The organism is Melissospora conviva, from assembly GCF_049523535.1.
GTDB classification, from domain to species: Bacteria; Actinomycetota; Actinomycetes; order Mycobacteriales; family Micromonosporaceae; genus Melissospora; species Melissospora conviva.
The window spans coordinates 19,052-41,595 of sequence record NZ_JBLLDT010000009.1 but is presented as its reverse complement, the minus strand read 5'-3'; the positions used below and the strand labels follow the sequence as shown (position 1 = coordinate 41,595).

23 protein-coding genes are annotated in these 22,544 nt (G+C 72.3%); 18 read left to right on the top strand and 5 right to left on the bottom strand.

Translation table 11 applies throughout. The features are described 5' to 3' along the window. The first annotated feature begins 62 nt into the window (after positions 1 to 62). From dop to prcA, 4 genes are all read left to right on the top strand, one after another. Positions 63 to 1,580, top strand: coding sequence for a depupylase/deamidase Dop (dop, locus tag ACK8GG_RS18800; RefSeq protein WP_440350876.1), 1,518 nt, complete (start codon positions 63 to 65; stop codon positions 1,578 to 1,580). Between the two features lie 95 nt (positions 1,581 to 1,675). Further along, positions 1,676 to 1,891 (top strand): ubiquitin-like protein Pup, encoded by a 216-nt coding sequence (locus ACK8GG_RS18795; protein WP_440350877.1) that lies wholly within the window; start codon positions 1,676 to 1,678, stop codon positions 1,889 to 1,891. Positions 1,892 to 2,056: 165 nt separating this feature from the next. Continuing rightward, complete coding sequence (prcB, locus tag ACK8GG_RS18790; RefSeq protein ID WP_440350878.1) at positions 2,057 to 2,896, top strand: proteasome subunit beta; 840 nt, start codon at positions 2,057 to 2,059, stop codon at positions 2,894 to 2,896. Positions 2,897 to 2,951: 55 nt separating this feature from the next. Further along, the gene (gene prcA / locus ACK8GG_RS18785) at positions 2,952 to 3,827 is read left to right on the top strand and encodes a proteasome subunit alpha (RefSeq protein WP_440350879.1); all 876 of its coding nucleotides are present in this window, start codon (positions 2,952 to 2,954) and stop codon (positions 3,825 to 3,827) included. Positions 3,828 to 3,926: 99 nt separating this feature from the next. Here the strand turns inward: prcA and rfbD are convergent, their stop codons facing one another. Both rfbD and rfbB read right to left on the bottom strand, forming a co-directional pair. Then, positions 3,927 to 4,793: a dTDP-4-dehydrorhamnose reductase gene (gene rfbD / locus ACK8GG_RS18780; protein ID WP_440350880.1), complete on the bottom strand. Its 867-nt coding sequence runs from the start codon at positions 4,791 to 4,793 to the stop codon at positions 3,927 to 3,929. Further along, the gene (gene rfbB, locus ACK8GG_RS18775) at positions 4,790 to 5,806 is read right to left on the bottom strand and encodes a dTDP-glucose 4,6-dehydratase (RefSeq protein WP_440350881.1); all 1,017 of its coding nucleotides are present in this window, start codon (positions 5,804 to 5,806) and stop codon (positions 4,790 to 4,792) included. The genes rfbD and rfbB overlap by 4 nt, the downstream gene beginning before the upstream one ends. Positions 5,807 to 5,922: 116 nt before the next feature. Here rfbB and rfbA point away from each other — a divergent pair, with 116 nt between their 5' ends. From rfbA to ACK8GG_RS18755, 4 genes are read left to right on the top strand one after another with little or no spacing between them, the layout of a single operon-like run. Next, entirely contained in the window at positions 5,923 to 6,807 is an 885-nt protein-coding gene (gene rfbA, locus ACK8GG_RS18770; RefSeq protein WP_440350882.1) for a glucose-1-phosphate thymidylyltransferase RfbA, read from the top strand. Continuing rightward, positions 6,804 to 7,421 carry a dTDP-4-dehydrorhamnose 3,5-epimerase gene (rfbC, locus tag ACK8GG_RS18765; protein ID WP_440350883.1) on the top strand — a complete coding sequence of 206 codons (618 nt, stop codon included), beginning with the start codon at positions 6,804 to 6,806 and terminating at the stop codon, positions 7,419 to 7,421. Before rfbA ends, rfbC begins: the two co-directional genes overlap by 4 nt. Positions 7,422 to 7,478: 57 nt before the next feature. After that, on the top strand, positions 7,479 to 8,837 hold the full coding sequence (pafA, locus tag ACK8GG_RS18760) for a Pup--protein ligase (RefSeq protein ID WP_440350884.1): 1,359 nt from the start codon (positions 7,479 to 7,481) through the stop codon (positions 8,835 to 8,837). Between the two features lie 22 nt (positions 8,838 to 8,859). Beyond that, positions 8,860 to 9,069: a hypothetical protein gene (locus tag ACK8GG_RS18755; RefSeq protein WP_440350885.1), complete on the top strand. Its 210-nt coding sequence runs from the start codon at positions 8,860 to 8,862 to the stop codon at positions 9,067 to 9,069. 21 nt (positions 9,070 to 9,090) lie between these two features. Here the strand turns inward: ACK8GG_RS18755 and ACK8GG_RS18750 are convergent, their stop codons facing one another. Next, complete coding sequence (locus ACK8GG_RS18750; protein WP_440356897.1) at positions 9,091 to 10,194, bottom strand: DUF3866 family protein; 1,104 nt, start codon at positions 10,192 to 10,194, stop codon at positions 9,091 to 9,093. Between the two features lie 124 nt (positions 10,195 to 10,318). Here ACK8GG_RS18750 and ACK8GG_RS18745 point away from each other — a divergent pair, with 124 nt between their 5' ends. From ACK8GG_RS18745 to ACK8GG_RS18720, 6 genes are all read left to right on the top strand, one after another. Next, on the top strand, positions 10,319 to 11,317 hold the full coding sequence (locus ACK8GG_RS18745) for a helix-turn-helix transcriptional regulator (protein WP_440353155.1): 999 nt from the start codon (positions 10,319 to 10,321) through the stop codon (positions 11,315 to 11,317). Further along, positions 11,314 to 12,312, top strand: a complete 999-nt coding sequence (locus ACK8GG_RS18740) for a helix-turn-helix transcriptional regulator (protein WP_440353154.1) — start codon at positions 11,314 to 11,316, stop codon at positions 12,310 to 12,312. Before ACK8GG_RS18745 ends, ACK8GG_RS18740 begins: the two co-directional genes overlap by 4 nt. Positions 12,313 to 12,322: 10 nt before the next feature. After that, on the top strand, positions 12,323 to 12,571 hold the full coding sequence (locus tag ACK8GG_RS18735) for a hypothetical protein (protein WP_440353153.1): 249 nt from the start codon (positions 12,323 to 12,325) through the stop codon (positions 12,569 to 12,571). A 151-nt stretch (positions 12,572 to 12,722) separates the two neighbouring features. Beyond that, positions 12,723 to 13,043 (top strand): Sec-independent protein translocase subunit TatA, encoded by a 321-nt coding sequence (gene tatA, locus ACK8GG_RS18730; RefSeq protein ID WP_440353152.1) that lies wholly within the window; start codon positions 12,723 to 12,725, stop codon positions 13,041 to 13,043. Positions 13,044 to 13,063: 20 nt separating this feature from the next. Beyond that, positions 13,064 to 14,017 carry a twin-arginine translocase subunit TatC gene (gene tatC, locus ACK8GG_RS18725; protein WP_440350891.1) on the top strand — a complete coding sequence of 318 codons (954 nt, stop codon included), beginning with the start codon at positions 13,064 to 13,066 and terminating at the stop codon, positions 14,015 to 14,017. A gap of 92 nt (positions 14,018 to 14,109) precedes the next feature. Next, the gene (locus ACK8GG_RS18720) at positions 14,110 to 15,054 is read left to right on the top strand and encodes a diacylglycerol kinase (protein WP_440356896.1); all 945 of its coding nucleotides are present in this window, start codon (positions 14,110 to 14,112) and stop codon (positions 15,052 to 15,054) included. Between the two features lie 22 nt (positions 15,055 to 15,076). On the opposite strand, the gene ACK8GG_RS18715 is transcribed toward ACK8GG_RS18720, so the two are convergent. Beyond that, positions 15,077 to 15,841 (bottom strand): HAD family hydrolase, encoded by a 765-nt coding sequence (locus tag ACK8GG_RS18715; RefSeq protein ID WP_440356895.1) that lies wholly within the window; start codon positions 15,839 to 15,841, stop codon positions 15,077 to 15,079. A gap of 74 nt (positions 15,842 to 15,915) precedes the next feature. On the opposite strand from ACK8GG_RS18715, the gene ACK8GG_RS18710 reads away from it, so the two are divergent. Beyond that, positions 15,916 to 18,696 carry a DEAD/DEAH box helicase gene (locus ACK8GG_RS18710; protein ID WP_440356894.1) on the top strand — a complete coding sequence of 927 codons (2,781 nt, stop codon included), beginning with the start codon at positions 15,916 to 15,918 and terminating at the stop codon, positions 18,694 to 18,696. Positions 18,697 to 18,780: 84 nt separating this feature from the next. After that, complete coding sequence (locus tag ACK8GG_RS18705) at positions 18,781 to 19,611, top strand: MHYT domain-containing protein (RefSeq protein ID WP_440350895.1); 831 nt, start codon at positions 18,781 to 18,783, stop codon at positions 19,609 to 19,611. On the opposite strand, the gene ACK8GG_RS18700 is transcribed toward ACK8GG_RS18705, so the two are convergent. Continuing rightward, positions 19,571 to 20,485, bottom strand: a complete 915-nt coding sequence (locus ACK8GG_RS18700) for a 5'-3' exonuclease (protein WP_440350896.1) — start codon at positions 20,483 to 20,485, stop codon at positions 19,571 to 19,573. The genes ACK8GG_RS18705 and ACK8GG_RS18700 overlap by 41 nt on opposite strands. A 151-nt stretch (positions 20,486 to 20,636) precedes the next feature. Between ACK8GG_RS18700 and ACK8GG_RS18695 the strand changes: the two genes are divergently transcribed. Both ACK8GG_RS18695 and ACK8GG_RS18690 read left to right on the top strand, forming a co-directional pair. Next, complete coding sequence (locus ACK8GG_RS18695; RefSeq protein ID WP_440353147.1) at positions 20,637 to 21,776, top strand: acyl-CoA dehydrogenase family protein; 1,140 nt, start codon at positions 20,637 to 20,639, stop codon at positions 21,774 to 21,776. 100 nt (positions 21,777 to 21,876) lie between these two features. Next, positions 21,877 to 22,389, top strand: coding sequence for an Lrp/AsnC family transcriptional regulator (locus tag ACK8GG_RS18690; protein WP_440353146.1), 513 nt, complete (start codon positions 21,877 to 21,879; stop codon positions 22,387 to 22,389). Positions 22,390 to 22,544: the final 155 nt, after the last annotated feature.

Genomic DNA, 22,544 nt, shown 5'->3' with positions numbered 1-22,544 from the left:
CGGCGGGCTAGGCTCGACGGGCAGGAAACGATCGGGCGCGGCGAGCGAAGCGGGTTGACGGCATGAGCGTACGACGGATCATGGGCACCGAGGTCGAGTACGGCGTCTCCGTGCCGGGGCAGCCCGGCGCCAACCCGATGATCAGCTCCTCGCAGATCGTCAACGCCTACGGCGCCCGGCCGGAGCTCTCCCGCGGTGGCCGGGCCCGGTGGGACTACGAGGAGGAGTCGCCGCTGCGCGACGCACGTGGCTTCACCTACTCCGGCGCCGCCTACGACCCGGCGGAGTCGCTCGCCGACGAGGAACTCGGCCTGGCCAACGTCATACTGACCAACGGCGCCCGCCTCTACGTCGACCACGCCCACCCGGAGTACTCCACTCCCGAGGTCACCAATCCACTGGACGTGGTGCGCTGGGACAAGGCCGGCGAGCGGGTGATGGCCGAGGCGGCACGCCGGGCGGCCACCATCCCCGGCAGCGCCCCGATCAACCTCTACAAGAACAACACCGACAACAAGGGTGCCAGCTACGGCTCGCACGAGAACTACCTGATGCGCCGGCAGACGCCGTTCGCCGACATCGTGGCGTACCTGACGCCGTTCTTCGTCACCCGGCAGATCGTCTGCGGCGCCGGGCGGGTCGGCATCGGCCAGGACGGCTCCCGGCCGGGCTTCCAGATCTCGCAGCGCGCCGACTTCTTCGAGGTCGAGGTGGGGCTGGAGACGACGCTCAAGCGCCCCATCATCAACACCCGCGACGAGCCGCACGCCGACGCCGACCGTTATCGCCGGCTGCACGTAATCATCGGCGACGCCAACCTGTCGGAGACCTCCACGTACCTCAAGGTCGGCACCACCGCGCTCATCCTCGCGATGATCGAGGAGAAGGCGCTCACCGGCGATCTGGGGATCGCCGACCCGGTCAGCGAGCTGCGGGCGGTCAGCCACGACCCGGGCCTCACGCACCTGGTCCGGCTGCGCGACGGGCGCCGGCTGACCGCACTGGACCTGCAGTGGGCCTTCTACGAGCGGGCCAGCGCCTTTGTGGCCGACCGGTACGGCGACGATGCCGACGCCGACACCATCGACGTCCTGCGGCGCTGGGAGAGTGTGCTGGACCGGCTCGGCCGCGACGCCTTCCTCTGCGCCGACGAGCTGGACTGGGTGGCGAAACTGCGGCTGCTGGAGGGGTACCGGGACCGCGAGAGCCTCGGCTGGGCGTCGCACAAGCTGCAACTGGTCGACCTGCAGTACTCCGACGTGCGGCCGGAGAAGGGCCTCTACCAGCGTCTGGTCGCCCGGGGCGCGATGAAGACCCTCCTCGACGAGGAGCAGATCCGGCGGGCGATGACCGAACCGCCGGAGGACACCCGCGCGTACTTCCGGGGCCGCTGCCTGGCGCAGTACGCCTCGGAGGTGGTCGCCGCGAGCTGGGACTCGGTCATCTTCGATGTCGGCCGCGAGTCGCTGGTCCGGGTGCCGATGATGGAGCCCGAGCGGGGAACCCGGGCGCACGTGGGCGCGCTCTTCGACCGTTGTGCCAGCGCCAAGGACCTGCTGGAGACCCTGACCGGCGGCTGAGGTGGACGATGCCGGTCGTGCCCGACGCGGCAGCAGCCCCTTTCGTCGTCCAGTCAGGGTAAGTTTCCGGTAGGCGATCGTGAGGAGGCACCGAGATGGCTACCCGTGACACCGGCGGTCAGTCCCAGTCGGGCAAGGCCAAGCGCGACGAGGAGATCGAGGACGTCACCACCGAGGCGAACCCCGAGGTGGCGGAGCGGCACGCGGAGATCACCGAGGAGGTCGACGACCTGCTCGACGAGATCGACTCGGTGCTGGAGGAGAACGCCGAGGAGTTCGTCCGCGGCTACGTCCAGAAGGGCGGTCAGTGACCGCGGCGGCAGCACCCTGCCACTGACGTCACCCCGACGGCCAGGAAGATCGCGCGCCGGCAGCGTGCGAGATAATCTTCTCCCAACCGCAACGGTGGTCTCGGCCGGTTTCCGCGCCAGCGGCAGCCGGCCGGTCCAGGCGATCATCTACCTGAGAGGAACCACGTGGCAGCCGGTTTCGATGCGTCCGGGCGTCTTGGTGATGTCTTCACCAACGCCGGGACGTCCTCCTTCACCCAGTTCCTGAGCATGGCCGCGCCCGAGCTGCTGCCCGGCCGCCGGCCGCTGCCGCCCGGGATGGCCGCCGACCTGGCCCCGCACGCGACGACCATCGTCGCCGTGGCCGCCGACCGCGGTGTGGTGATGGCCGGCGACCGGCGGGCCACAATGGGCAACCTCATCGCCCAGCGCGACATCGAGAAGGTTCACCCCGCCGACGCGTACTCGCTGGTGGGCATCGCGGGCACCGCCGGCATCGGCATCGAACTGATGCGGCTGTTCCAGGTCGAGCTGGAGCACTACGAGAAGATCGAGGGCGCGATGCTCTCCCTCGACGGCAAGGCGAACCGGCTCGCGGCGATGATCCGGGGCAACCTCGGCGCGGCGATGCAGGGCTTGGCCGTGGTGCCGCTCTTCGCCGGCTTTGACCTCGCCGCCGCCGATCCGGCCCGCGCCGGCCGCATCTTCAGCTTCGACGTCACCGGCGGCCCGTACGAGGAGACCGGCTTCGACGCGATCGGTTCCGGTTCGCTCTTCGCCAAGGCGGCGCTGAAGAAGCGCTACCGCGCCGGCGTCTCAGTGGACGACGCGGTGCGGTTGGCGGTCGAGGCGCTCTACGACGCCGCCGACGACGACACCGCCACCGGCGGCCCGGACGTCACCCGGCGCATCTATCCGGTGGTGATGACCGCGACGGCGGAGGGGACCCACCGGCTGACCCAGGCCGAGACGGCCGCGGTCGCCGAAGCGGTGGTCGCCGCCCGCATGGAGAACCCCGGCGGCTGACCGCCGCGCGTCGCCGTCCGCCCTCGCCGAACCAGTCCGAAGGAGAACCCTCGCCGTGGCCATGCAGTTCTACGCTTCACCCGAGCAGATCATGCGAGACCGCTCCGAGTTGGCGCGTAAGGGCATCGCCCGGGGGCGCAGCGCGGTCGTCCTGAGTTATGCCGGTGGCGTGCTCTTCGTCGCCGAGAACCTCTCCAGCGCGTTGCACAAGGTCAGTGAGATCTACGACCGGATCGGCTTCGCCGCGGTCGGGCGGTACAACGAGTTCGAGAATCTACGCCGGGCCGGTGTGCGGATGGCGGACCTCAACGGGCTCAGCTACGACCGGCGGGACGTCACCGGCCGGGCCCTGGCCAACGCGTACGCCCAGACGCTGGGTGCCATCTTCACCGAGCAGTCCAAGCCGTTCGAGGTGGAGATCTGCGTCGCCCAGGTGGGCGCGACCCCCGCCGACGACGAGCTGTACCGGCTGACCTACGACGGCTCGGTCAACGACGAGCCGGGCCGGATGGCGATGGGCGGCCAGGCCGAGGCCATCTCCGGGGTGCTGCGCGCCGAGCACGATCCGCAGATGTCGCTGACCGACGCGATCGCGGTGGCGGTGCGCGCGCTGGCCGGCGTCGGCGGAGAGGCGGGCGCGCCCCGCGAGATCGCGGCCGACCAGCTCGAGGTCGCCGTGCTGGACCGCAACCGGGTCGGGCGCACCTTCCGGCGGATCACCGGAGACGCGCTCACCGCGCTGCTCGGCGGCGGCGCCGCCGCGGCCAGTGCCGAGGCCGCCGAGGCCGCCGAGACCCGCCCGGAGCCGGTGACGCCGGCTTCCGGCGGGCAGAAGCCGACCGGTTCGGCGGGCTCGGCCGACCTGGAGGGCCCGCCCGCCACCGGGCCGCAGACGCAGCCCGACACGCCGGCGACCGAAACCGACCAGTAGTTCCGAGCCAGGAGCCAGAAGGACGTCAACGGGCATTCTCCGTCGACGTCCTTCTGGCAGTGGCTGGGCGGCGCACCGAGCTGAACAGCCCGGCCGTGGCTACCAGTCGCCGTGCCGCAGCGCCTCGGTGAGGCCGGCGCGCCAGTGCGGCTGCACGTCGATCCCCGCCGCCGCCCAGCGTCCGTGCCCCATTACCGAGTACGTGGGCCGGCGGGCGGGCCGCTGGAAGCGTTCGCTGGTGATGGGTCGTACCCGGTCCGGGTCGAGCCCGCGTTCGGCCAGGGCCGCCCGTGCCAGGCCGTACCAGGTTGTCTCGCCGGCGGCGGTGCCGTGGTAGATCCCGGGCGCGGCCCGGCCCGCCACGGCGGCGTCGGCGAGCGCCACCAGCTGCTGCGCCAGGGCGAACGACCAGGTCGGCTGTCCACGCTGGTCATCGACCACGTCGAGCTGCTCGCGTTCGCCGGCCAGCCGCAGCATCGTTTTGACGAAGTTCGGCCCATGGGCCCCGTAGAGCCAGGCGGTGCGCACCACGTACCCGCCGTCGGGGGTCAGCCGGCGCACGGCGGTCTCCCCGGCGAGCTTGCTGCGGCCGTAGGCGTTGATCGGGTCCGTCGGCGCGTCCTCGGCGTAGGGGACGGTGGCGTCCCCGGCGAAGACGTAGTCGGTGGAGACGTGGATGAGCCGCGCCCCGGTCTCGGCGCAGCCGGCAGCCAGGTTGGCGACCCCGGCGCCGTTGACGGCGGTGGCCTCCTGCTCCCGCGTCTCGGCGGCGTCCACGTCGGTCCACGCCGCGGCGTTGATCACCACGTCGTGGCCGGCGACGGACGCGGCGACGGACGCCGGGTCGGTGATGTCGAGTTCGGCGCGGGTGCGGGCGGTGACCTTGTGCGCGCCGCTGCCGTGCAGGACCGCGAGCAGGTCCTGCCCCAGCATCCCGGCGGCGCCGGTGACCAGGACGGCGCTCATGCGGCGCCGGAACCCGCGCCGGCCGCCTTCAGCGGCTCCCACCAGTCGCGGTTGTCGCGGTACCAGGCGATCGTGGCGGCCAGGCCCTGCTCCAGGCCGATGCGCGGGGCGTACCCCAGCTCGTCGCTGATCTTGGTGATGTCGAGTGAGTAACGTCGGTCGTGGCCCTTGCGGTCGGGCACCTTCACGACCCGCTCCCAGCCGACGCCGCAGGCGGCCAGCAGCCGTTCGGTGAGCTCGGCGTTGGTCAGCTCCGTGCCGCCGCCGATGTTGTAGACCTCACCGGAGCGGCCCTTCTGCTGCACCAGGGAGATCCCGGCGCAGTGGTCGCGCACGTGCAACCAGTCGCGGATGTTGCCGCCGTCGCCGTAGAGGGGAACCGTCCCGCCGTCGAGCAGGTTGGTGACGAAGAGCGGGATGACCTTCTCCGGGAACTGGTACGGCCCGTAGTTGTTGGAGCAGCGTGTCACCACCACGTCCAGGGCGTGGGTGCGGTGGTAGGCCAGCGCGAGCAGATCCGAGCCGGCCTTGGACGCCGAGTAGGGGGAGTTCGGCGCCAGCGGCCATGCCTCGGTCCAGGAGCCCTCCTCGATGGAGCCGTACACCTCGTCGGTGGAGACGTGCACGAACCGGCCCACTCCGTGGCGCAGCGCGGCGTCGAGCAGCGTCTGCGTGCCGAGCACGTTGGTCGTGACGAACGGCGCGGCGCCCTCGATCGACCGGTCGACGTGGGATTCGGCGGCGAAGTGCACGATCACGTCCTGGCCGGCGACCACCTCGTCGACGACCGTCGGATCGCAGATGTCGCCGCGGACGAACTGCAGCCGCGCATCGTCGCGTACCGGCGCGAGGTTTTCGAGATTGCCCGAGTAGGTCAGCTTGTCGAGCACCGTGACCACGCTCGGATCGCACGGGGGCGCCGAGTTCGTCGCGGGGTCGTCGGCCGTGCCGAGAAGCATGCGTACGTACTCGGACCCGATGAATCCGGCCCCGCCGGTGACAAGAATCCTCACAGGTACGGGAGTCTACGCCCGAGCAAGGGGACTCCACCGCATCTGCGATGTTCATTGTCCGACACTTCGCACTCGGTGTGCGATAGTTGCCCGCGCCTGCCGGTAGGGTCCCGGCAATGCGTGGAATCCTTTTGGCGGGCGGGACCGGAAGCCGGCTCTGGCCGGTAACCCGGGGCGTCTCCAAGCAATTGATGCCTATTTACGACAAGCCGATGATCTATTACCCGCTCTCCACCCTGGTCCTGGCGGGCGTCCGGGATATCCTCGTCGTCACCACGGCGGAGGACCAGCTCCAGTTCCAGCGGTTGCTCGGCAACGGCAGCCAGTGGGGACTGCGCCTGGAGTACGCGGCCCAGGCCCGGCCGGAGGGAATCGCGCAGGCGTTCCTGCTCGGTGCGGACTTCATCGGCGCCGAGTCGGTCGCCCTGATCCTGGGCGACAACATATTCCACGGCGTGGGACTCGGCCGTCAATTGGCCGCGCAGGGTGAAATGAAAGGCGGTCACATATTCGCCTACCCGGTGGCCAATCCACAGGAGTACGGCGTGGTGGACTTCGACGCCGACGGCCGGGTGCTCTCGATCGAGGAGAAGCCCGCGGTGCCGAAGTCCCGCTACGCCGTGCCGGGTCTCTACTTCTATGACAACCGGGTCGTCGAGATCGCCCGCGGGCTCAAGCCGAGCGACCGGGGCGAACTGGAGATCACGGCGGTCAACGAGACGTACCGGGAGAGCGACTCGCTGCGGGTCAGCGTGCTGGACCGCGGGACCGCCTGGCTCGACACCGGCACCTTCGCCTCGATGATGCAGGCGGGGGAGTTCGTCCGGGTCGTCGAGGAGCGGCAGGGGATGAAGATCGGCTGCGTCGAGGAGGTCGCCTGGCGGGCGGGCCTCATCGACGACGCCCAGCTCGAGGCGCTCGCCGAGCCGCTGCTCAAGAGCGGTTACGGCAATTACCTGCGGGGACTGCTCACCGAACGGACGGAGGGTGCGCACCGATGAAGGTCACGCCGTTGAGCATCGAGGGCGCCTGGGAGATCACCCCGCAGCAGCACGGTGATCCCCGGGGCCTGTTCATGGAGTGGTATCGCGGCGACCGGCTGGCCGAGGCGGTCGGGCATCCGCTGCGGCTGGCGCAGGCCAACCTCTCCGTCTCGGCCCGCGGCGTGGTCCGCGGCATCCACTTCGCCGACGTGCCCCCCGGCCAGGCCAAGTACGTCACCTGCGTCCGGGGTGCCGTCCTTGACGTGGTCGTCGACCTGCGCGAGGGCTCGCCCACCTTCGGGCAGTGGGAGGGGGTGCGCCTCGACGAGGAGCAGCGCCGCGCGGTCTACATCGGTGAAGGGCTGGGCCACGGTTTCTGCGCGCTGACCGACGACGCAACGTTGAGCTATCTCTGCTCGTCGGCGTACAAGCCGGCCGCGGAGCACTCGGTGCACCCGCTGGATCCGACACTGGCCATCGACTGGCCGGCCGAGGTGCCGCTGTTCTCGGCCCGCGACCAGGCGGCGCCGAACCTGGCCGAGGCGGGCCAGGCCGGCCTGCTGCCCTCCTACGACACCTGTCGGTCATATGTGGAAAGTCTGAATGCGGGTGGTTTGCAGACCACTCTCTGACATGAAGGTCTCGCGCCAGAGTGACCAACCAGGCCTCCAGGCGGCTAGTGTCTTCTCATGGAACGGCGAATCTTCGGTATCGAAACCGAGTACGGCGTCACCTGCACCTACCGGGGGCAGCGGCGGCTCTCTCCGGACGAGGTGGCGCGATACCTCTTCCGCCGGGTGGTCTCCTGGGGGCGGTCGAGCAACGTCTTCCTGCGCAACGGCGCCCGGCTCTATCTCGACGTTGGCTCCCACCCCGAGTACGCCACCCCCGAGTGCGACTCAGTCCTCGACCTGGTCGCGCACGACCGGGCCGGCGAGCGGATCCTCGAGGGGCTGCTCATCGACGCCGAGAAGCGGCTGCACGACGAGGGCATCGCAGGTGAGATCTACCTGTTCAAGAACAACACCGACTCCGCGGGCAACTCCTACGGCTGCCACGAGAACTATCTCGTCTCCCGGCACGGCGAGTTCGGCCGGCTGGCCGATGTCCTGATCCCGTTCCTGGTGACCCGGCAGTTGATCTGTGGCGCCGGCAAGGTGCTGCAGACGCCGCGCGGCGCTGTCTACTGCCTCTCCCAGCGGGCCGAGCACATCTGGGAAGGCGTCTCCTCGGCGACCACCCGCAGCCGGCCCATCATCAACACGCGCGACGAGCCGCACGCCGACGCCGAGCGCTACCGGCGGCTGCACGTGATCGTCGGCGACTCCAACATGAACGAGGTCACCACCCTGCTCAAGGTCGGCTCCGCCGACATCGTGCTGCGCATGATCGAGGCGGGCGTGGCGATGCGCGACCTCACTCTGGAGAACCCGATCCGGGCGATCCGCGAGGTCTCGCACGACGTCACCGGCCGGCGCAAGATCCGCCTCGCGTCGGGCAAGGAGATCAGCGCGCTGGAGATCCAGCAGGAGTACCTCGCCAAGGCAGCCGAGTTCGTCGAGCGCCGCGGTGGCGACCAGACCGCCAAGCGCGTCGTGGAACTCTGGGGACGGGTTCTGCACGCCGTGGAGTCCGGCGACCTCGAACCGGTGGCGCGGGAGATCGACTGGGTGAGCAAGCTGCGCCTGATCGAGCGCTACCAGAGCCGCCACGACCTGTCGCTGTCCCATCCCCGGGTGGCCCAGCTCGATCTGGCGTACCACGACGTGCGCCGGGGCCGGGGGCTCTACGGGCTACTGGAGCGCCGCGGCGAGGTCGACCGGGTCGCCACCGACCTGGAGATCTTCGCGGCGAAGGAGACGCCGCCGCAGACCACCCGGGCACGGCTGCGCGGCGAGTTCATCCGGCACGCCCAGGAGAAGCGGCGGGACTTCACCGTCGACTGGGTGCACCTCAAGCTCAACGACCAGGCCCAGCGGACCGTGCTCTGCAAGGACCCGTTCCGGGCGTACGACGAGCGGGTGGAGCGCTTGATCGCCAGCATGTAGCCGGGGATAGGCTGGTCGGGTTATGACACACCCGAACCCCTCCGGTCCCCCCGGTGGCCCCGGCCCGGACCAGCACTCCGAGAAGCTCAACTACCTGCAGCGTCGCCGCGAGAAGATCCGTGAGGAGATCGAACGCAACCGGCGCGGCGAGTACACGGTGCCGACCTGGGTGCTGGCGCTGGCGCTCGCGGCGATCGTCGGCGGCTGGCTCGCCCTGGTGATCTTCAGCTGAAGGCGCGGGCAGCCGGGGCCTTCAGCCGGCCGGCGGGCCCTGCATCCCCAGCCGGGCGGCGTGCCGCCCGGCGGCCGCTGCCGCCAGGAAGTAGGCGTGGTCGGCGTCCAGGCCCCGTCCCATCGTGGACAGCGGCACCACCGAAGCGCGCAGGGCGGCGTCCAGCCCGTCCGTTTCGACGGTGACGATCCGGTGCCGTCCGGCCAGCTCCGCCAGTGCCGGAGCGAGTTCGGCGGCCAGTTCCGCGTCCAGCCCCGCCGGCACCACCAGGTCGGCCGGCACGAGCGCCACCCTGCCGTACGCGGTGCGGCTGTGGTGCGACAGACCGCGATGCCGCGGTCGCGGGTCCGCCGCCGAGATGCGCAGCGAACCGACCGCGCGGCCGCCGAGGGTGTGCACGGCGTTGATCGCCTCACCGACCGCCACGCCGGAGTAGCCCCAGGTGGTGCCGGTGCCGAGGTTGCCGGGGCCCTGCGCCACGACGGCGACGTCGGCGTGCAGGACGTGACGGGCGGCGAGCAGACCGCTGTGCAGGTTGGTCGCCTCCAGGTCGCCACCGAAGGCCTGGCCGACGGTGACCGTCCCGGCCAGCTGCCCGGCCAGCCCGGCGAGGGTCCGGGAGAACCAGGCGGGCAGCGCGCCGCCGTCGGTCATCAGGTACGCCACCCGGGTGCCCGGCTGTTCGGCGAGCACCCCGGCGAGCACGGCCGGCAGCGCCGAGTGCAGGTCCGCGGTGACCACCGGCATCCCGTCGAGCGACTCGGCGTGCTCCAGCACCGCCCGGTACGGCGAGGCTTCCTCGTCGACGCCGAGCAGGATCGGCTGCAGTGGTGTGTAGCGGGCCTTGACCAGGTGGCCGGCGTCGCGGGTGTCGACCGCCTCGACCGGGTCCGGGGGCAGCCGGTCCGGTAGCGCCACCACCAGGGCGTAGCCGCCGGTGCCGAGCCCCATCAGCAGTGCCCCGGCGTTGAGCAGTACCCGGTCGCCCGGCCCGGGGTCGCCGACCAGCCGCGGGTAGGCCAGCGCCCGCATCGGCGAGCCGTCGGCCAGCACGGTCTCCAACTCCACCGCACCGGCCCAGCGTCGCCGTACCGCCGTCACCACCGCTGCCCGCCATCGCACCATGCGGGCACGGTATCGTCTGCGGGCCGTACGCCACGGCCAGGGGCCGTCGCCGTACAGCGGGGCGCCCGTCGCCGGTGCGGCGTGGGTGCCCGCATCGGCGGGTACGACTGCTAGCGTCTTGCGCGTGTCCCGCAGCCGTACCGAACGCCTGGTCAACCTGGTGATCTGCCTGCTCTCCACGCGGCGCTTCCTGACCGCCGCCCAGATCGCGGCGACCGTGCCCGGATATGAGCACGACGCCGACGATCCCCGTGACCACGAAGCCTTCCAGCGGAAGTTCGAACGGGACAAGGCGGAGCTGCGTGAGCTGGGTGTTCCGTTGGAGACGGGCACCGCGAGCGCCTTCGACACCGAGCCCGGCTACCGCATCGCCCACCGCGAGTACGCGCTGCCCGACATCCGTCTGGAGCCGGACGAGACCGCCGCGGTCGGGATCGCGGCCCGGCTCTGGCAGCACGCCGGCCTGGCCGCGGCCGCCTCCTCGGGGCTGGCCAAGCTGCGGGCCGGCGGCATCGACGTCGATTCCCGCGCGACCCTGGCCCTGGAGCCGGTGGTCACCGTCGACCCGGCCTTCGCGCCGCTGACCACCGCCGCCCGCGAGCGGCGCGAGGTGCGCTTCGACTACCGGGTGCCCGCCGAGGACGTCGCGACCAGCCGTCGCCTGCAGCCCTGGGGCGTGGCGTGCTGGCGGGGCCGTTGGTACGTGGTCGGGCACGACCTGGACCGGGACGCCACCCGGTGTTTCCGCCTCTCCAGGGTCACCGGCACCGTGCGCTGCGTCGGGCCGGCCGGCGCCTACGCGCCCCCCGCTGAGCTCGATCTGATCTCCCATGTGGCGCGCTGGTCCGGCGAGCGTGAGCCGGCAGCCCGGGCCGTGGTGCTCGCCGTGCCGGGTCGCGCGGCCGGCCTGCGCCGCTGGGCGCTGCACAGCGAGCCGGGCCGGCACGGCGACCGGCTGGTGCTGCCCTACTCCGACGCCGAGGCGCTCGCCGGTCAGCTCGTCGGCTACGGCGCCGACGTGCAGGTGCTGGAGCCGCCGGAGGTCCGGGACGCCGTGATCCAGCGGCTCAAGGAGATCGCCGTCCGGCACGACGAGCTCGCGGCGACCGGGGGCCGGCTGTGAGCCGCGCGACCGGCTCGCGCGCCTCCGCGGACCGGCTGGCCCGCCTGCTGAACCTGGTGCCCTACCTGCTGGCCCGGCCCGGGATCGAGATCGCCGAGGCCGCCGGGGACCTGGGCGTCACCGAGCGGCAGCTGCGCGAGGACCTGGAGCTGCTCTGGGTCTGCGGCCTGCCCGGCTACGGTCCCGGCGATCTGATCGACATGGCCTTTGACGGCGACCGGGTCACCATCACCTACGACGCCGGCATCGACCGGCCGCTGCGGCTGACCCAGGACGAGGCGCTGGCGCTGGTGGTGGCGCTGCGGTTGCTGGCAGAGACCCCGGGCGTGGACAACCGGGACGCGGTCGAAGGCGCCCTCGCCAAGATCGAGGACGCGGCCGGTGACCTGGCCGGCGCACCGGTGGCGGTCCGGCTGCCGGGCGACGGCGACCGGGTGCAGCGGCTGCGAGCCGCCGTCCAGAGCGGCCGCGCGCTGCGGATCACCTACTACACCGCGGCCCGGGACGAGACCACCGAGCGCACCGTCGACCCGCTGCGGGTGCTGATGGTCGGCGGGCGCGCGTACCTGGAGGCGTGGTGCCGTCGTGCCGAGGGGATGCGGATGTTCCGGGCCGACCGCATCGACGAGTGCCTGGAACTCGACGAGCCCGCGGCGGTGCCGCCGCACGTACGCCCGCAGGACGTCAGCGCCGGAGTCTTCCGCCCCGCCCCGGACCTGCCGCTGATCACCCTGCGGGTCGGGCGTGGCGCTCGCTGGATCACCGAGTACTACCCGTGCGAGCAGGTCCGGCCCGACGGCGACCAGTGGCTGGTGTCGCTGCGCGTCACCGATCTGGCCTGGGCGCGCCGCCTCGTACTCGGTCTCGGGCCTGGCGTGACCGTGGTGTCGCCGCCGGAGCTCGCCGAAGAGGTCCGCGCGCAGGCGGCGCTCGCCCTCGATGCGTACTCCCGGCCGGGCGCGGCTGCCGCTGCGGCCCCGGCCGCCGGCCAGTAGGCTGGCCGTCGTGGTCAAGTGGATCGTGCTCGCGCTGGTCTTGTCCGCCCTCGTGCTGCTCGTCGCGGTGGTGCGGCCGGTCCTCAGCCGGCTCCCGCAGCTACAGCGGGCCGTGATGACGCTGCGCCGCCAGCAGGCGGCCGTGGAGTCGCTGCAGGCCCACGCCATGACGCTCGACCCACAGCTCGCCCGCCTGCAGGAGCAGGCGCAGACGGCGGCGCAGCGGGTCGCGGTGATTCAGGCCAAGCGGCACGACTGACTCCAGGCCCGCCGCCGGCAGGCAGGGTTGGCTCACCGTTCGTGCTCCGGTCACCGATTCCACCGCCCCTGGTAGGTGTGGTCGCGGGGCAGCGCACGTACGATGGGGGCCATAACACCTGGCCGCGACGAGCAGCAAGTGGAGCTTTTCAATGAGTGGCGTTTTCAAGCCGTGGCACATCATCGTCCTGGTGGTCGTGCTGGTCCTGCTCTTCGGTGCCAAGCGTCTCCCCGATGCCGCGCGCTCCCTGGGGCGGTCGCTGCGCATCCTCAAGGCCGAGACCAAGAGCCTCGCCGACGACGATCGCGACCTCGCCGAGAAGGCCGACGCGCAGGCCGGCTACCAGACCCTGCCGCCGCAGGCCCCGGGTCAGCCGCAGCCGACCTACCAGCCGCCGCAGGCCCCGGGTCAGCCGCAGCCGACCTACCAGCCGCCGGTGGCCGAACCGGTGCAGCGTCCCCGAGACAACTGAGCCGAAGGGCCGGATAGACGGTGGGCTTCGCCCTCAAGAAGCGCGGCAAGAAGAGCGACTTCGACCGCGCCGCCGACGGGTCGATGACCCTCATCGAGCACGTCCGGGAGCTGCGCAACCGGCTCTTCCTGGCGTCGCTGGCCGTGCTGGCCGGTCTCGTCGTCGGTTACCTCGTCTCGCTGCCGGTCTTCGAGCTGCTGCAGCGCCCCTACTGCAACCTGCCCGGTGTGCGGGACGCCGACGGCGTCTGCCAGATGATCCAGCTCGGGCCGGCCGACTCGTTCCTGCTGCGACTCAAGATCGCCCTCTGGGTCGGTCTGATCCTCTCCGCGCCGGTCTGGCTCTACCAGCTCTGGGCCTTCATCGCTCCCGGCCTGCACCGCCACGAGCGCCGCTACTCCTACGCCTTCGCGGCGATCGCGGCGCCGCTGTTCGCCGCCGGCGCGCTCCTTGCCTACTTCATCGTCGACAAGGGCCTGTCGTTCCTGCTGGAGGCGGGCCTCACCGGCCTGTCGAACCAGCTCGAGGTCACCCGCTACATCTCCTTCGTCACCAACATGATCCTGATCTTCGGGGTGGCGTTCGAGTTCCCGCTGCTGGTGCTGATGCTCAACTTCGTCGGGCTGGTCAGCGCCCGCAAGCTGCTCAGCTGGTGGCGGGTGGCGGTCTTCATCTTCTTCGCCTTCTCCGCGGTGGTCACGCCCACGCCGGACCCGTTCGGCATGACCGCGCTGGCGATCTGCCTCTGTGCCCTCTACTTCGCCGCCGTCGGGGTCGCCTTCCTCAACGACAAGCGCCGGGGCCGGGGCAAGGAGGTCTACGCCGGGCTCGACGACGACCAGGCCTCGCCGCTGCAGACGAGCACCGAACCGGTCGGCGCCGTGCCCACCACCGAGGTGCCCGCGCCGATCCCGGCCAGTGAGCCGGTCGAGCGGCCCACGCCGATCGACGGCCGCTACGACGACATGACCTGATCGTGAACCCGGCGTTGACCCGGCGATGCCGCGGGGTCAGCGCCGGGCCCGCGGCGGCCGGCACCCGCCCGGTGAGCGGTACCGTGCTCGCCGTGACCGACACCGACACGCCGCTCGACGGCCCCACCGCCGCACCACTGGGCGAGGGGGCCGTTGTCGTCCTCGTCAACCCGACTGCGGCGCACGGCCGGCACCGGGGCCTGCCGGAGCAGGTGGCGCAGCGCCTGGCGGCGACCGGGCGGGCGGTGCGCACGATCGAGACCGGCACCGCGGCCCAGGCGCGGACGGTCTGCGAACAGGCCGTCGCCGAGGGCGCCGCGGCCATCGTCACCGTCGGCGGTGACGGCACCGTGCACGGCGTCCTGCAGGCGGTGGCGGGCAGCGCGACGGCGCTGGGGCCGGTGCCCGGCGGCACCGGAAACGACTTCGCCCTCGGGGTGGGGCTGCCGGCCGACACCGCACAGGCATTGGAGACCATCGCCGGGGCGCTGACCCGGGGCCGGGTACGCCGGCTGGACCTCGCGCGGATGACCCGCCCCGATGGCGTGGTCCGGTGGTTCGGCACCGTCCTCGCCGCCGGCTTCGACGCCATCGTCAACGACCGGGCCAACCGGATGCGGCTGCCCCGCGGTCCGCGCCGCTACGACATCGCGGTCCTGATCGAACTGGCCCGGCTGCGACCCCGGCACTACACGGTGCATCTGGACGGGGTCCGGCACGAGTTCGACGCGGTGCTGCTCGCGCTGGGCAACACCGCCTATTACGGCGGCGGGATGCGGATCTGCCCGTCGGCCGAGCCCGACGACGGCCTGCTGGATCTGGTGGTGGCCGGGCCGGTACGCCGCACCACACTGGTCCGCATCAAACCCCAGGTCTACCGCGGCACCCACGTCAGCCATCCCCAGGTACGCAGCTACCGGGCACGCACCGTCGAGATCGCCGCCGAGGGCATCACCGGGTACGCCGACGGGGAGCGGACCGAACCGCTGCCGGTGACAGTCACCGCCGTACCGGGCGCCCTGCGGCTGCTCGGCTGAAGACCGCCGGACTGCCCGGCGCTCAGGCCGCCGGCAGGGTCAGGTCCAGCACGGACCGCAGGCCGTTGACCGCGCCGGCCCGGGCGGCGGGAAGCACCAGGGTGGCGCAGCCGACGCGGGCCGCGCCGGCGTCGGCGGCGCTGTCGCCGACCATCAGCGTCCGCTCCGGGTCGACCCCGAGCATCCCGCAGGCCCGCAGGAAGATCGCCGGGTCGGGCTTGCAGCGCCCCACCTCGTAGGAGAGGACGAACGCGTCGACGGCGTCCGCCAGCCCCCATGCCTGGAAGTGCCCGCGGATGTCGAAACCGATGTTGCTCACCACCGCCACCGGCAGCCCGGCGGCGCGTAGCGCGGCCAGGGTCGCCGCGGTGTCGGCGTACGGCAGCCAGCCGTCGGGAACCAGCAGCCGCTCGTAGAGCGCCTCGGCCAGCCCCGCGACGCCGCTGTCGACGGTCTGCGCCAGCCCCGTGTAGGCCGCCCGGTGGGCGTCGGGGTGCAGATCCCGGTCGGCCCAGACCTCGGCCAGCGCCGGCGGGACCCGGGCCGGCAGCGGGCCACCGGCGCGGCCCGCGGTGAGCAGCCGGTCGGCCAGCGAGGTTGCCCGGATGCGTTCCAGGTCGCTGCCGCAGGCCCGGGCCGCGGCGAGCACCCAGGTCACCGGGTCCTCCACCTGGGCGAGGGTGCCGTGGAAGTCCAGGAGCACGGCGTCGAAATGGCGCGTCCGCGACGCGGGCCCGCCCGGTTCGGGCGCGACATCGGGCTGGGATGGTTCGACGTGTTCCGGCACGCAGTGCACCCTACCGACTGCCGATCAGGCCGCCTCCGTGAGCCGTTGCGGTGCGGGACACTAACCTGGTGACTATGTCGAGCCCCGCCGAGCGGTACGCCGCGGCGCGCCGCCGGGCCGCCCAGGCCAGCAACTACCCGGCCCTCACCGATTTCGCCCTCGGTCTGGGGTTCGAGATCGACGACTTCCAGCGAGAGGCGTGCCAGGCGCTCGAACGGGGCAGCGGCGTGCTGGTGTGCGCCCCGACGGGCGCCGGCAAGACGGTGGTGGGGGAGTTCGCCGTCCACCTGGCGCTGACCGGCGGCGAACCGGACGCCGCCGGCGGCACGCCACCGCGCAAGTGCTTCTACACCACGCCGATCAAGGCCCTGTCGAACCAGAAGTACCACGATCTGGTGGCTCGCTACGGCGCGGACCGGGTCGGGCTGCTCACCGGCGACAACGCCATCAACGGCGACGCCCCGGTGGTGGTGATGACCACCGAGGTGCTGCGCAACATGCTCTACGCCGGCTCGGCGGCGCTGACCGGCCTGGCGTACGTGGTGATGGACGAGGTGCACTACCTCGCCGACCGGTTCCGTGGCGGCGTCTGGGAAGAGGTGATCATCCACCTGCCGGAGTCGGTGACGCTGGTCTCGCTCTCGGCGACCGTCTCCAACGCCGAGGAGTTCGCCGACTGGCTGGTGACCGTACGCGGCCAGACCGAGGTGGTCGTCAGCGAGCACCGGCCGGTGCCGCTCTGGCAGCACATGCTGGTCGGCAAGCGGATGTTCGACCTGTTCCACGACGCCGATGCCGCCCGCAAGCACGATGTGCACCCGGAGCTGCTGCGCTACACCCGCGACACGATGCGCCGCATGGAGCTCGGCGAGGGGCGCGTCGGCGGCCCCGGCTGGGGACGGTCCGGCCGGTCGCGCTGGCGCGGGCCGATGCGCCCGGACATCGTGGAGCGCCTCGACCGGGAAGGGCTGCTGCCGGCGATCCTGTTCATCTTCAGCCGGGCCGGCTGCGCCGCGGCCGTGCAGCAGTGCCTGGCGGCGGGGCTGCGGCTGACCACCGCGGACGAGCGGGCCGAGATCCGCGAAGTGGTCGAATCACGGGTGACGGCCATCCCCGGTGAGGACCTGTCGGTGCTCGGCTACTGGGAGTGGCTCGACGGGCTGGAGCGGGGCCTGGCGTCGCACCACGCCGGAATGCTCCCCGCCTTCAAGGAGATCGTCGAGGAGCTCTTCGTCCGGGGTCTGGTCAAGGCGGTCTTCGCCACCGAGACGCTGGCGCTGGGCATCAACATGCCGGCCCGCTCGGTGGTGCTGGAGCGGCTGGTCAAGTTCAACGGCGAGGCCCATGTGGAGCTGACGCCGGGGGAGTACACCCAGCTCACCGGCCGGGCCGGGCGCCGCGGCATCGACGTCGAAGGACACGCGGTGGTGGTCTGGTCCCCGGAGGTGGACCCGCGCCACGTCGCCGGGCTGGCATCCACCCGGACCTATCCGCTGCGGTCGAGTTTCCGTCCGTCGTACAACATGGCGGTCAACCTGGTCGGGTCGGTCGGCGCTGACGCGGCCCGCGAACTGCTGGAGTCCTCCTTCGCGCAGTTCCAGGCCGACCGTTCGGTGGTGGGGCTGGCGCGGCAGGTGCAGCGCAACTCCGAGGCGATCGAGGCGTACGACACCGAGGTGGAGTGCGAGCAGGGCGACTTCGGCGAGTACTTCGCCCTGCGCGTGGCCATCGCCGACCGGGAGCGCGCCCTGGCCCGGGAGGGGCAGAGCCAGCGCAAGGCGGCGGCGGTCGACTCGCTGCAGCGGCTGCGCGTCGGTGACGTCATCCGGGTGCCGTCGGGCCGCCGCGCCGGACTGGCGGTGGTGCTGGAGCCGGGGACCGGCGGGTTCGGCGAGCCCCGCCCGCTGGTGCTGACCCAGGACCGGTGGGCCGGTCGGGTGACGCCGGGGGACTTCACCAGCCCCGCCGAGGTGCTGGCGCGCATCCGGGTGCCCAAACACTTCAACCACCGCTCGCCGGCGGCGCGCCGGGACCTGGCCGCCGAGGTGAGCGCCACCGGCCTCAACCGTCACGGTGGGCGCCGGGGCGGCCGGTCCAAGGGTGGCGGTGAGGACCACCGCCTGGCCCAGCTCCGCGCCGACCTGCGCCGGCACCCCTGCCACTCCTGCCCGGACCGCGAGGAGCACGCGCGCTGGGCCGAGCGGCGCCACCGCCTGGTACGCGACACCGACGAGCTGCGGCAGCGGGTGGCGGGGCGGACCGGTTCGCTGGCCCGTACCTTCGACCGGATCTGCGCGCTGCTGACCGCGCGGGGCTACCTCTCCGCGGAGGACGGGGTGACCGACGCCGGGCGGATGCTGGCCCGCATCTGGGGCGAGTCGGACCTGCTGGTCGCCGAGTGCATCCGCGGTGGCCTCTGGGACGGTCTCTCCCCGGCGGAGCTGGCGGCAGCGGCCTCCGTGGTCGTCTTCGAGGCCCGCCGGGACACCGACGACCGTGCCGGGGTGCCGCGCGGGGCGGTCGCCGAGGCGGTCGAGGCGACCCTGAAGCTCTGGGGTGAGATCGAGTCCGACGAGGCCGCCCGCGGTCTGACCGTCACCCGGGAACCGGATCTGGGCTTCGTCTGGCCGATCTACCGGTGGGCCCGGGGTGAGACGCTGGCGAAGGTCCTGGCCAGCGGGCACAACCTCGACGGTGATATGCCCGCCGGTGACTTCGTGCGCTGGGCGCGGCAGGTCGTCGACCTGCTCGGCCAGATCGCCGACGCCCACGGCGTCTCCGCGACGCTGCGCGACAACGCGCGGGCGGCCATCGCGACCGTCAACCGCGGCGTCCTCGCGTACCACACGGCCTGACCCCGCCGCCAACGACGCCCTCTTCTCGCCTGCCCAGGCAGGTCTGTTCATGAGCAACCGCTGCACAACCAGGAGGAAGACCGGATGGCGGAGATCAGCCACTTCGAGTACGGGTGGATCACGCCCGCCGTGGGCTATGCCCTGTCGGTGATCGGTTCGCTGCTCGGCCTGGTCTGCGCCGGCCGTATCCGGGGTGCGGCCGGGGGCCGGCAGCGGGCCTGGTGGGTCATCCTGGCCGCCTGGGCGCTCGGCGGCACCGCGATCTGGACGATGCACTTCATGGCGATGCTCGGCTTCGCCGTACGCGGCACCCAGATCCGCTACGACGTCCCGATCACCGTCGCCAGCGCGGTGATCGCCGTCGTGGCGGTCGGGATCGGGTTGATCGTCGCCACCACCGGGCGGGCCGGAGCGGCCCGGTTGATCGGTGGCGGGATCATCACCGGTCTGGGTGTGGCCGCGATGCACTACACCGGAATGGCCGCGATGCACCTGCACGGCACCATCGGCTACGACCCGGTTCTGGTGGTCGCCTCGGTGCTGATCGCGGTCGTCGCGGCCACTGTCGCCCTCTGGCTCGGTGTCACCGTGCGCCGCCCTGTCGTGCTGTTCGGCTCCGCGCTGGTGATGGGGGTGGCGATCAGCGGCATGCACTACACCGGCATGGCGGGCATGTCGGTGACGCCGAGCCGCACTCCGGGGGCCCTCGCCGGCGCCACGGTGAGCAGCCTGCTGGTGCCGATCCTGCTCGCCGTCATCTTCGTCGTGATCGGACTGGTCTACGCGTTGCTGGTCGCCCCGACCGAGCAGGACCGGCGTGCCGCCGCCTACTTCGACAGCCTCACGCCGCAGCAGCCGGCCCCCGCCGAAGCGGTCAGCCGGCCAGGGCGTCGACGAGCCGGCGACAGGGGCTGACCAGGTTCCACTGCTCGGCCAGCGCGAAGAGCCGTTCGGCGTCGCGCGGGACGGTCGGCAGCGCGCCATCCGTCGCCGGCAGCGGCACGTCGCGCGCTACCGCGACGACCTTCGGGGCGACCGCCAGATAGTCGCGGGCGCCGTGCAGTCTGGCGCGCAGTCCGGGGGCGAAGCCGGCGCTGGGATCGTCCAGCGCGGCGAGCAGTCCGCTGATGTCGCCGTACCGGTTGATCAGCCGGGCGGCGGTCTTGTCGCCGACGCCCGGCACGCCCGGCAGCCCGTCGCTCGGGTCGCCGCGCAGCGCCGCGAAATCGGCGTAGCCCGCCGCCGGCACACCGTAGCGGGCCTGGACGAACGCGTCGTCGCAGTCGTCGAGCTTGGCCACACCCCGGCCGATGTAGAGCAACCGCACGCTGCGTTCGTCGTCGACGAGCTGGAAGAGGTCGCGGTCGCCGGAGACGACCTCCACCGGGGCGGCGGCGGTGGTCGCCAGGGTGCCGAGCACGTCGTCGGCCTCGTAGCCGGCGGCGCCGATCGCCGGGATGCCGAACGCTTCGAGGACCTCCAGCAGCACCGGGACCTGCGGGGTGAGCGTGTCCGGCACGACCTCACCGCCGGCCGGCGCCACCCGGTGTGCCTTGTACGACGGCAGCAGCGCCACCCGCCACTGTGGCCGCCAGTCGTGGTCCATGGCGCAGATCAGCCGGTCCGGACGCCGGGTGCGCACCAGCGAGGCGAGCATGTCGAGGAAGCCCCGTACGGCGTTGACCGGGCTGCCGTCGGGGGCCCGGGCGGCGGATTCCGGGATCGCGAAGTATGCGCGGAAGTAGAGGCTGGGGGCGTCCACCGCCAGCAGCGGGCGTCGGTTCGTCACGGCCGAAAGCCTGTCACAACCGAGGGACGGCTGTCGGCGCGCATCACCGTCGGTCCGCGTCCGGTCACCAATTCTGAACGAGCGTTAAGCTGGCGTCGTCCCGGGGACACCCCTCGCGGCGCCGCACAACGACCACCGGAGCACATCCCCCATGACTGTCGAGCGCATCCTCCCCACCGAAGAGGCACACGACCTGCTCGCGCTGACCACCGAACTCGCCGACCGGGAACTCGCCCCGCGCGCAGCCGACTTCGAGGCCCGCGCGGCATTCCCCCGCGAGGTGCTGCGCACCCTGGGCCGCGCCGGCCTGCTCGGCCTGCCGTACCCGCAGGAGCAGGGGGGCGGGGGCCAGCCGTACGAGGTCTACCTGCAGGTGCTGGAGATCCTGGCGAGCCGCTGGCTGGCGGTGGCCGAGGCGGTCAGCGTCCACACCCTGGCGTGCTATCCCGTCGCCGCCCACGGCGACGAGCGGCTGCGCGAACGGCTGCCGGCCATGCTCGGCGGCGAGCTGCTCGGCGCGTACTGCCTCTCCGAACCGCAGGGCGGCTCCGACGCCGCGGCGCTTACCACCCGGGCGTGGCGCGACGGCGACGACTACGTCCTGGCCGGCACGAAGGCGTGGATCACCCACGCCCGCGACGCCGACTTCTACAACGTCTTCTGCCGCACCGGCGGCCCCGGAGCCAAGGGGATCTCCTGCCTGCTCGCCGACGCGGGCACCCCGGGAATCACCCCGCAGGCCGCCGAGCGGACGATGGGACTGCGCTCCTCACCGGTGGCCCAGATCGCCTTCGACGACGCCCGAGTACCCGCCCACCGGCTCGTCGGGGCCGAGGGCGGCGGCTTCGCCATCGCCATGTCCGCACTGGACTCCGGCCGGCTCGGCATCGCCGCCTGCGCGGTAGGGCTGGCCCAGGGCGCCCTGGACTACGCGGTCGGCTACGCCCGGCAACGTGAGCAGTTCGGCCGGCCCATCGTCGAGTTCCAAGGGCTGGGCTTCCTCCTGGCCGACCTGGCCACCCAGATCTCGGCCGCGCGGGCCCTGACGCTGGCGGCCGCGCGGCTGCGCGACACGGGCCGGCCCTACTCCATCGAGGCGGCCAAGGCGAAGCTCTTCGCCACCGACACCGCGATGCGGGTCACCACCGACGCGCTGCAGGTCCTCGGCGGCGCCGGCTACGTCGCCGACCACCCGATGGAGCGGTACCTGCGCGAGGCGAAGGTCCTGCAGATCGTCGAGGGCACCAACCAGATCCAGCGGATGGTGATCGCCCGATCCCTGTCGCGCTGAGGAAGAATCGGCCCCCCGGGGCGCCCGCCACGGCAACGATCTGCGGCAACGTGGCGGGTGCCGTCGCCGCCAGGCGGTGACAGGCGGTAGGTTGCCAGCCGTGGAGGAGATCGATCGCGCCATCATCGCCGCGCTCACCGCCGACGGCCGACTGTCGTACACCGACCTGGCCGAGCGGGTGGGGCTGTCGGTGTCGGCCGTGCACCAGCGGGTGCGCCGCCTGGAACAGCGCGGCGCCATCAGGGGGTACGCCGCACAGGTCTCGTTCGAGGCGGTCGACCTGCCGCTGACCGCATTCGTGGCGATCCGCCCGTTCGACCCGTCCCAGCCCGACGACGCCCCGGAGCGGCTCGCGCACCTGCCCGAGATCGACTCCTGCTACTCGGTGGCCGGTGAGGACTTCTACCTGCTGCTGGTGCGGGTTGCAGGCCCCGCCGACCTGGAGCGCGTGCTGCAGGAGATTCGCACGGCGGCCAATGTCACGACCCGCACCACCGTGGTGCTCTCCACGCCGTACGAGGGCCGTCCACCGCGGGTCGCGGGGGACGGGCCGGTCCGGGGCCGCAACCGTGCGGGCGCGGGGGAGACGATGCCGGACCCGGCCGAGGGCTGAGAGTTTGCGCAGCGGTATCCGTCCTGCCCTCGAGGACGGGCCGGAGTCCGACGGGGAAACCGCACAGCACGGGCGATCCCGGACGGCCGGGCGGGAAGATGACCAACCGGGCCACCCGATGCGGCCGGCCGCCGACCTCCGGGACTAATATCCAT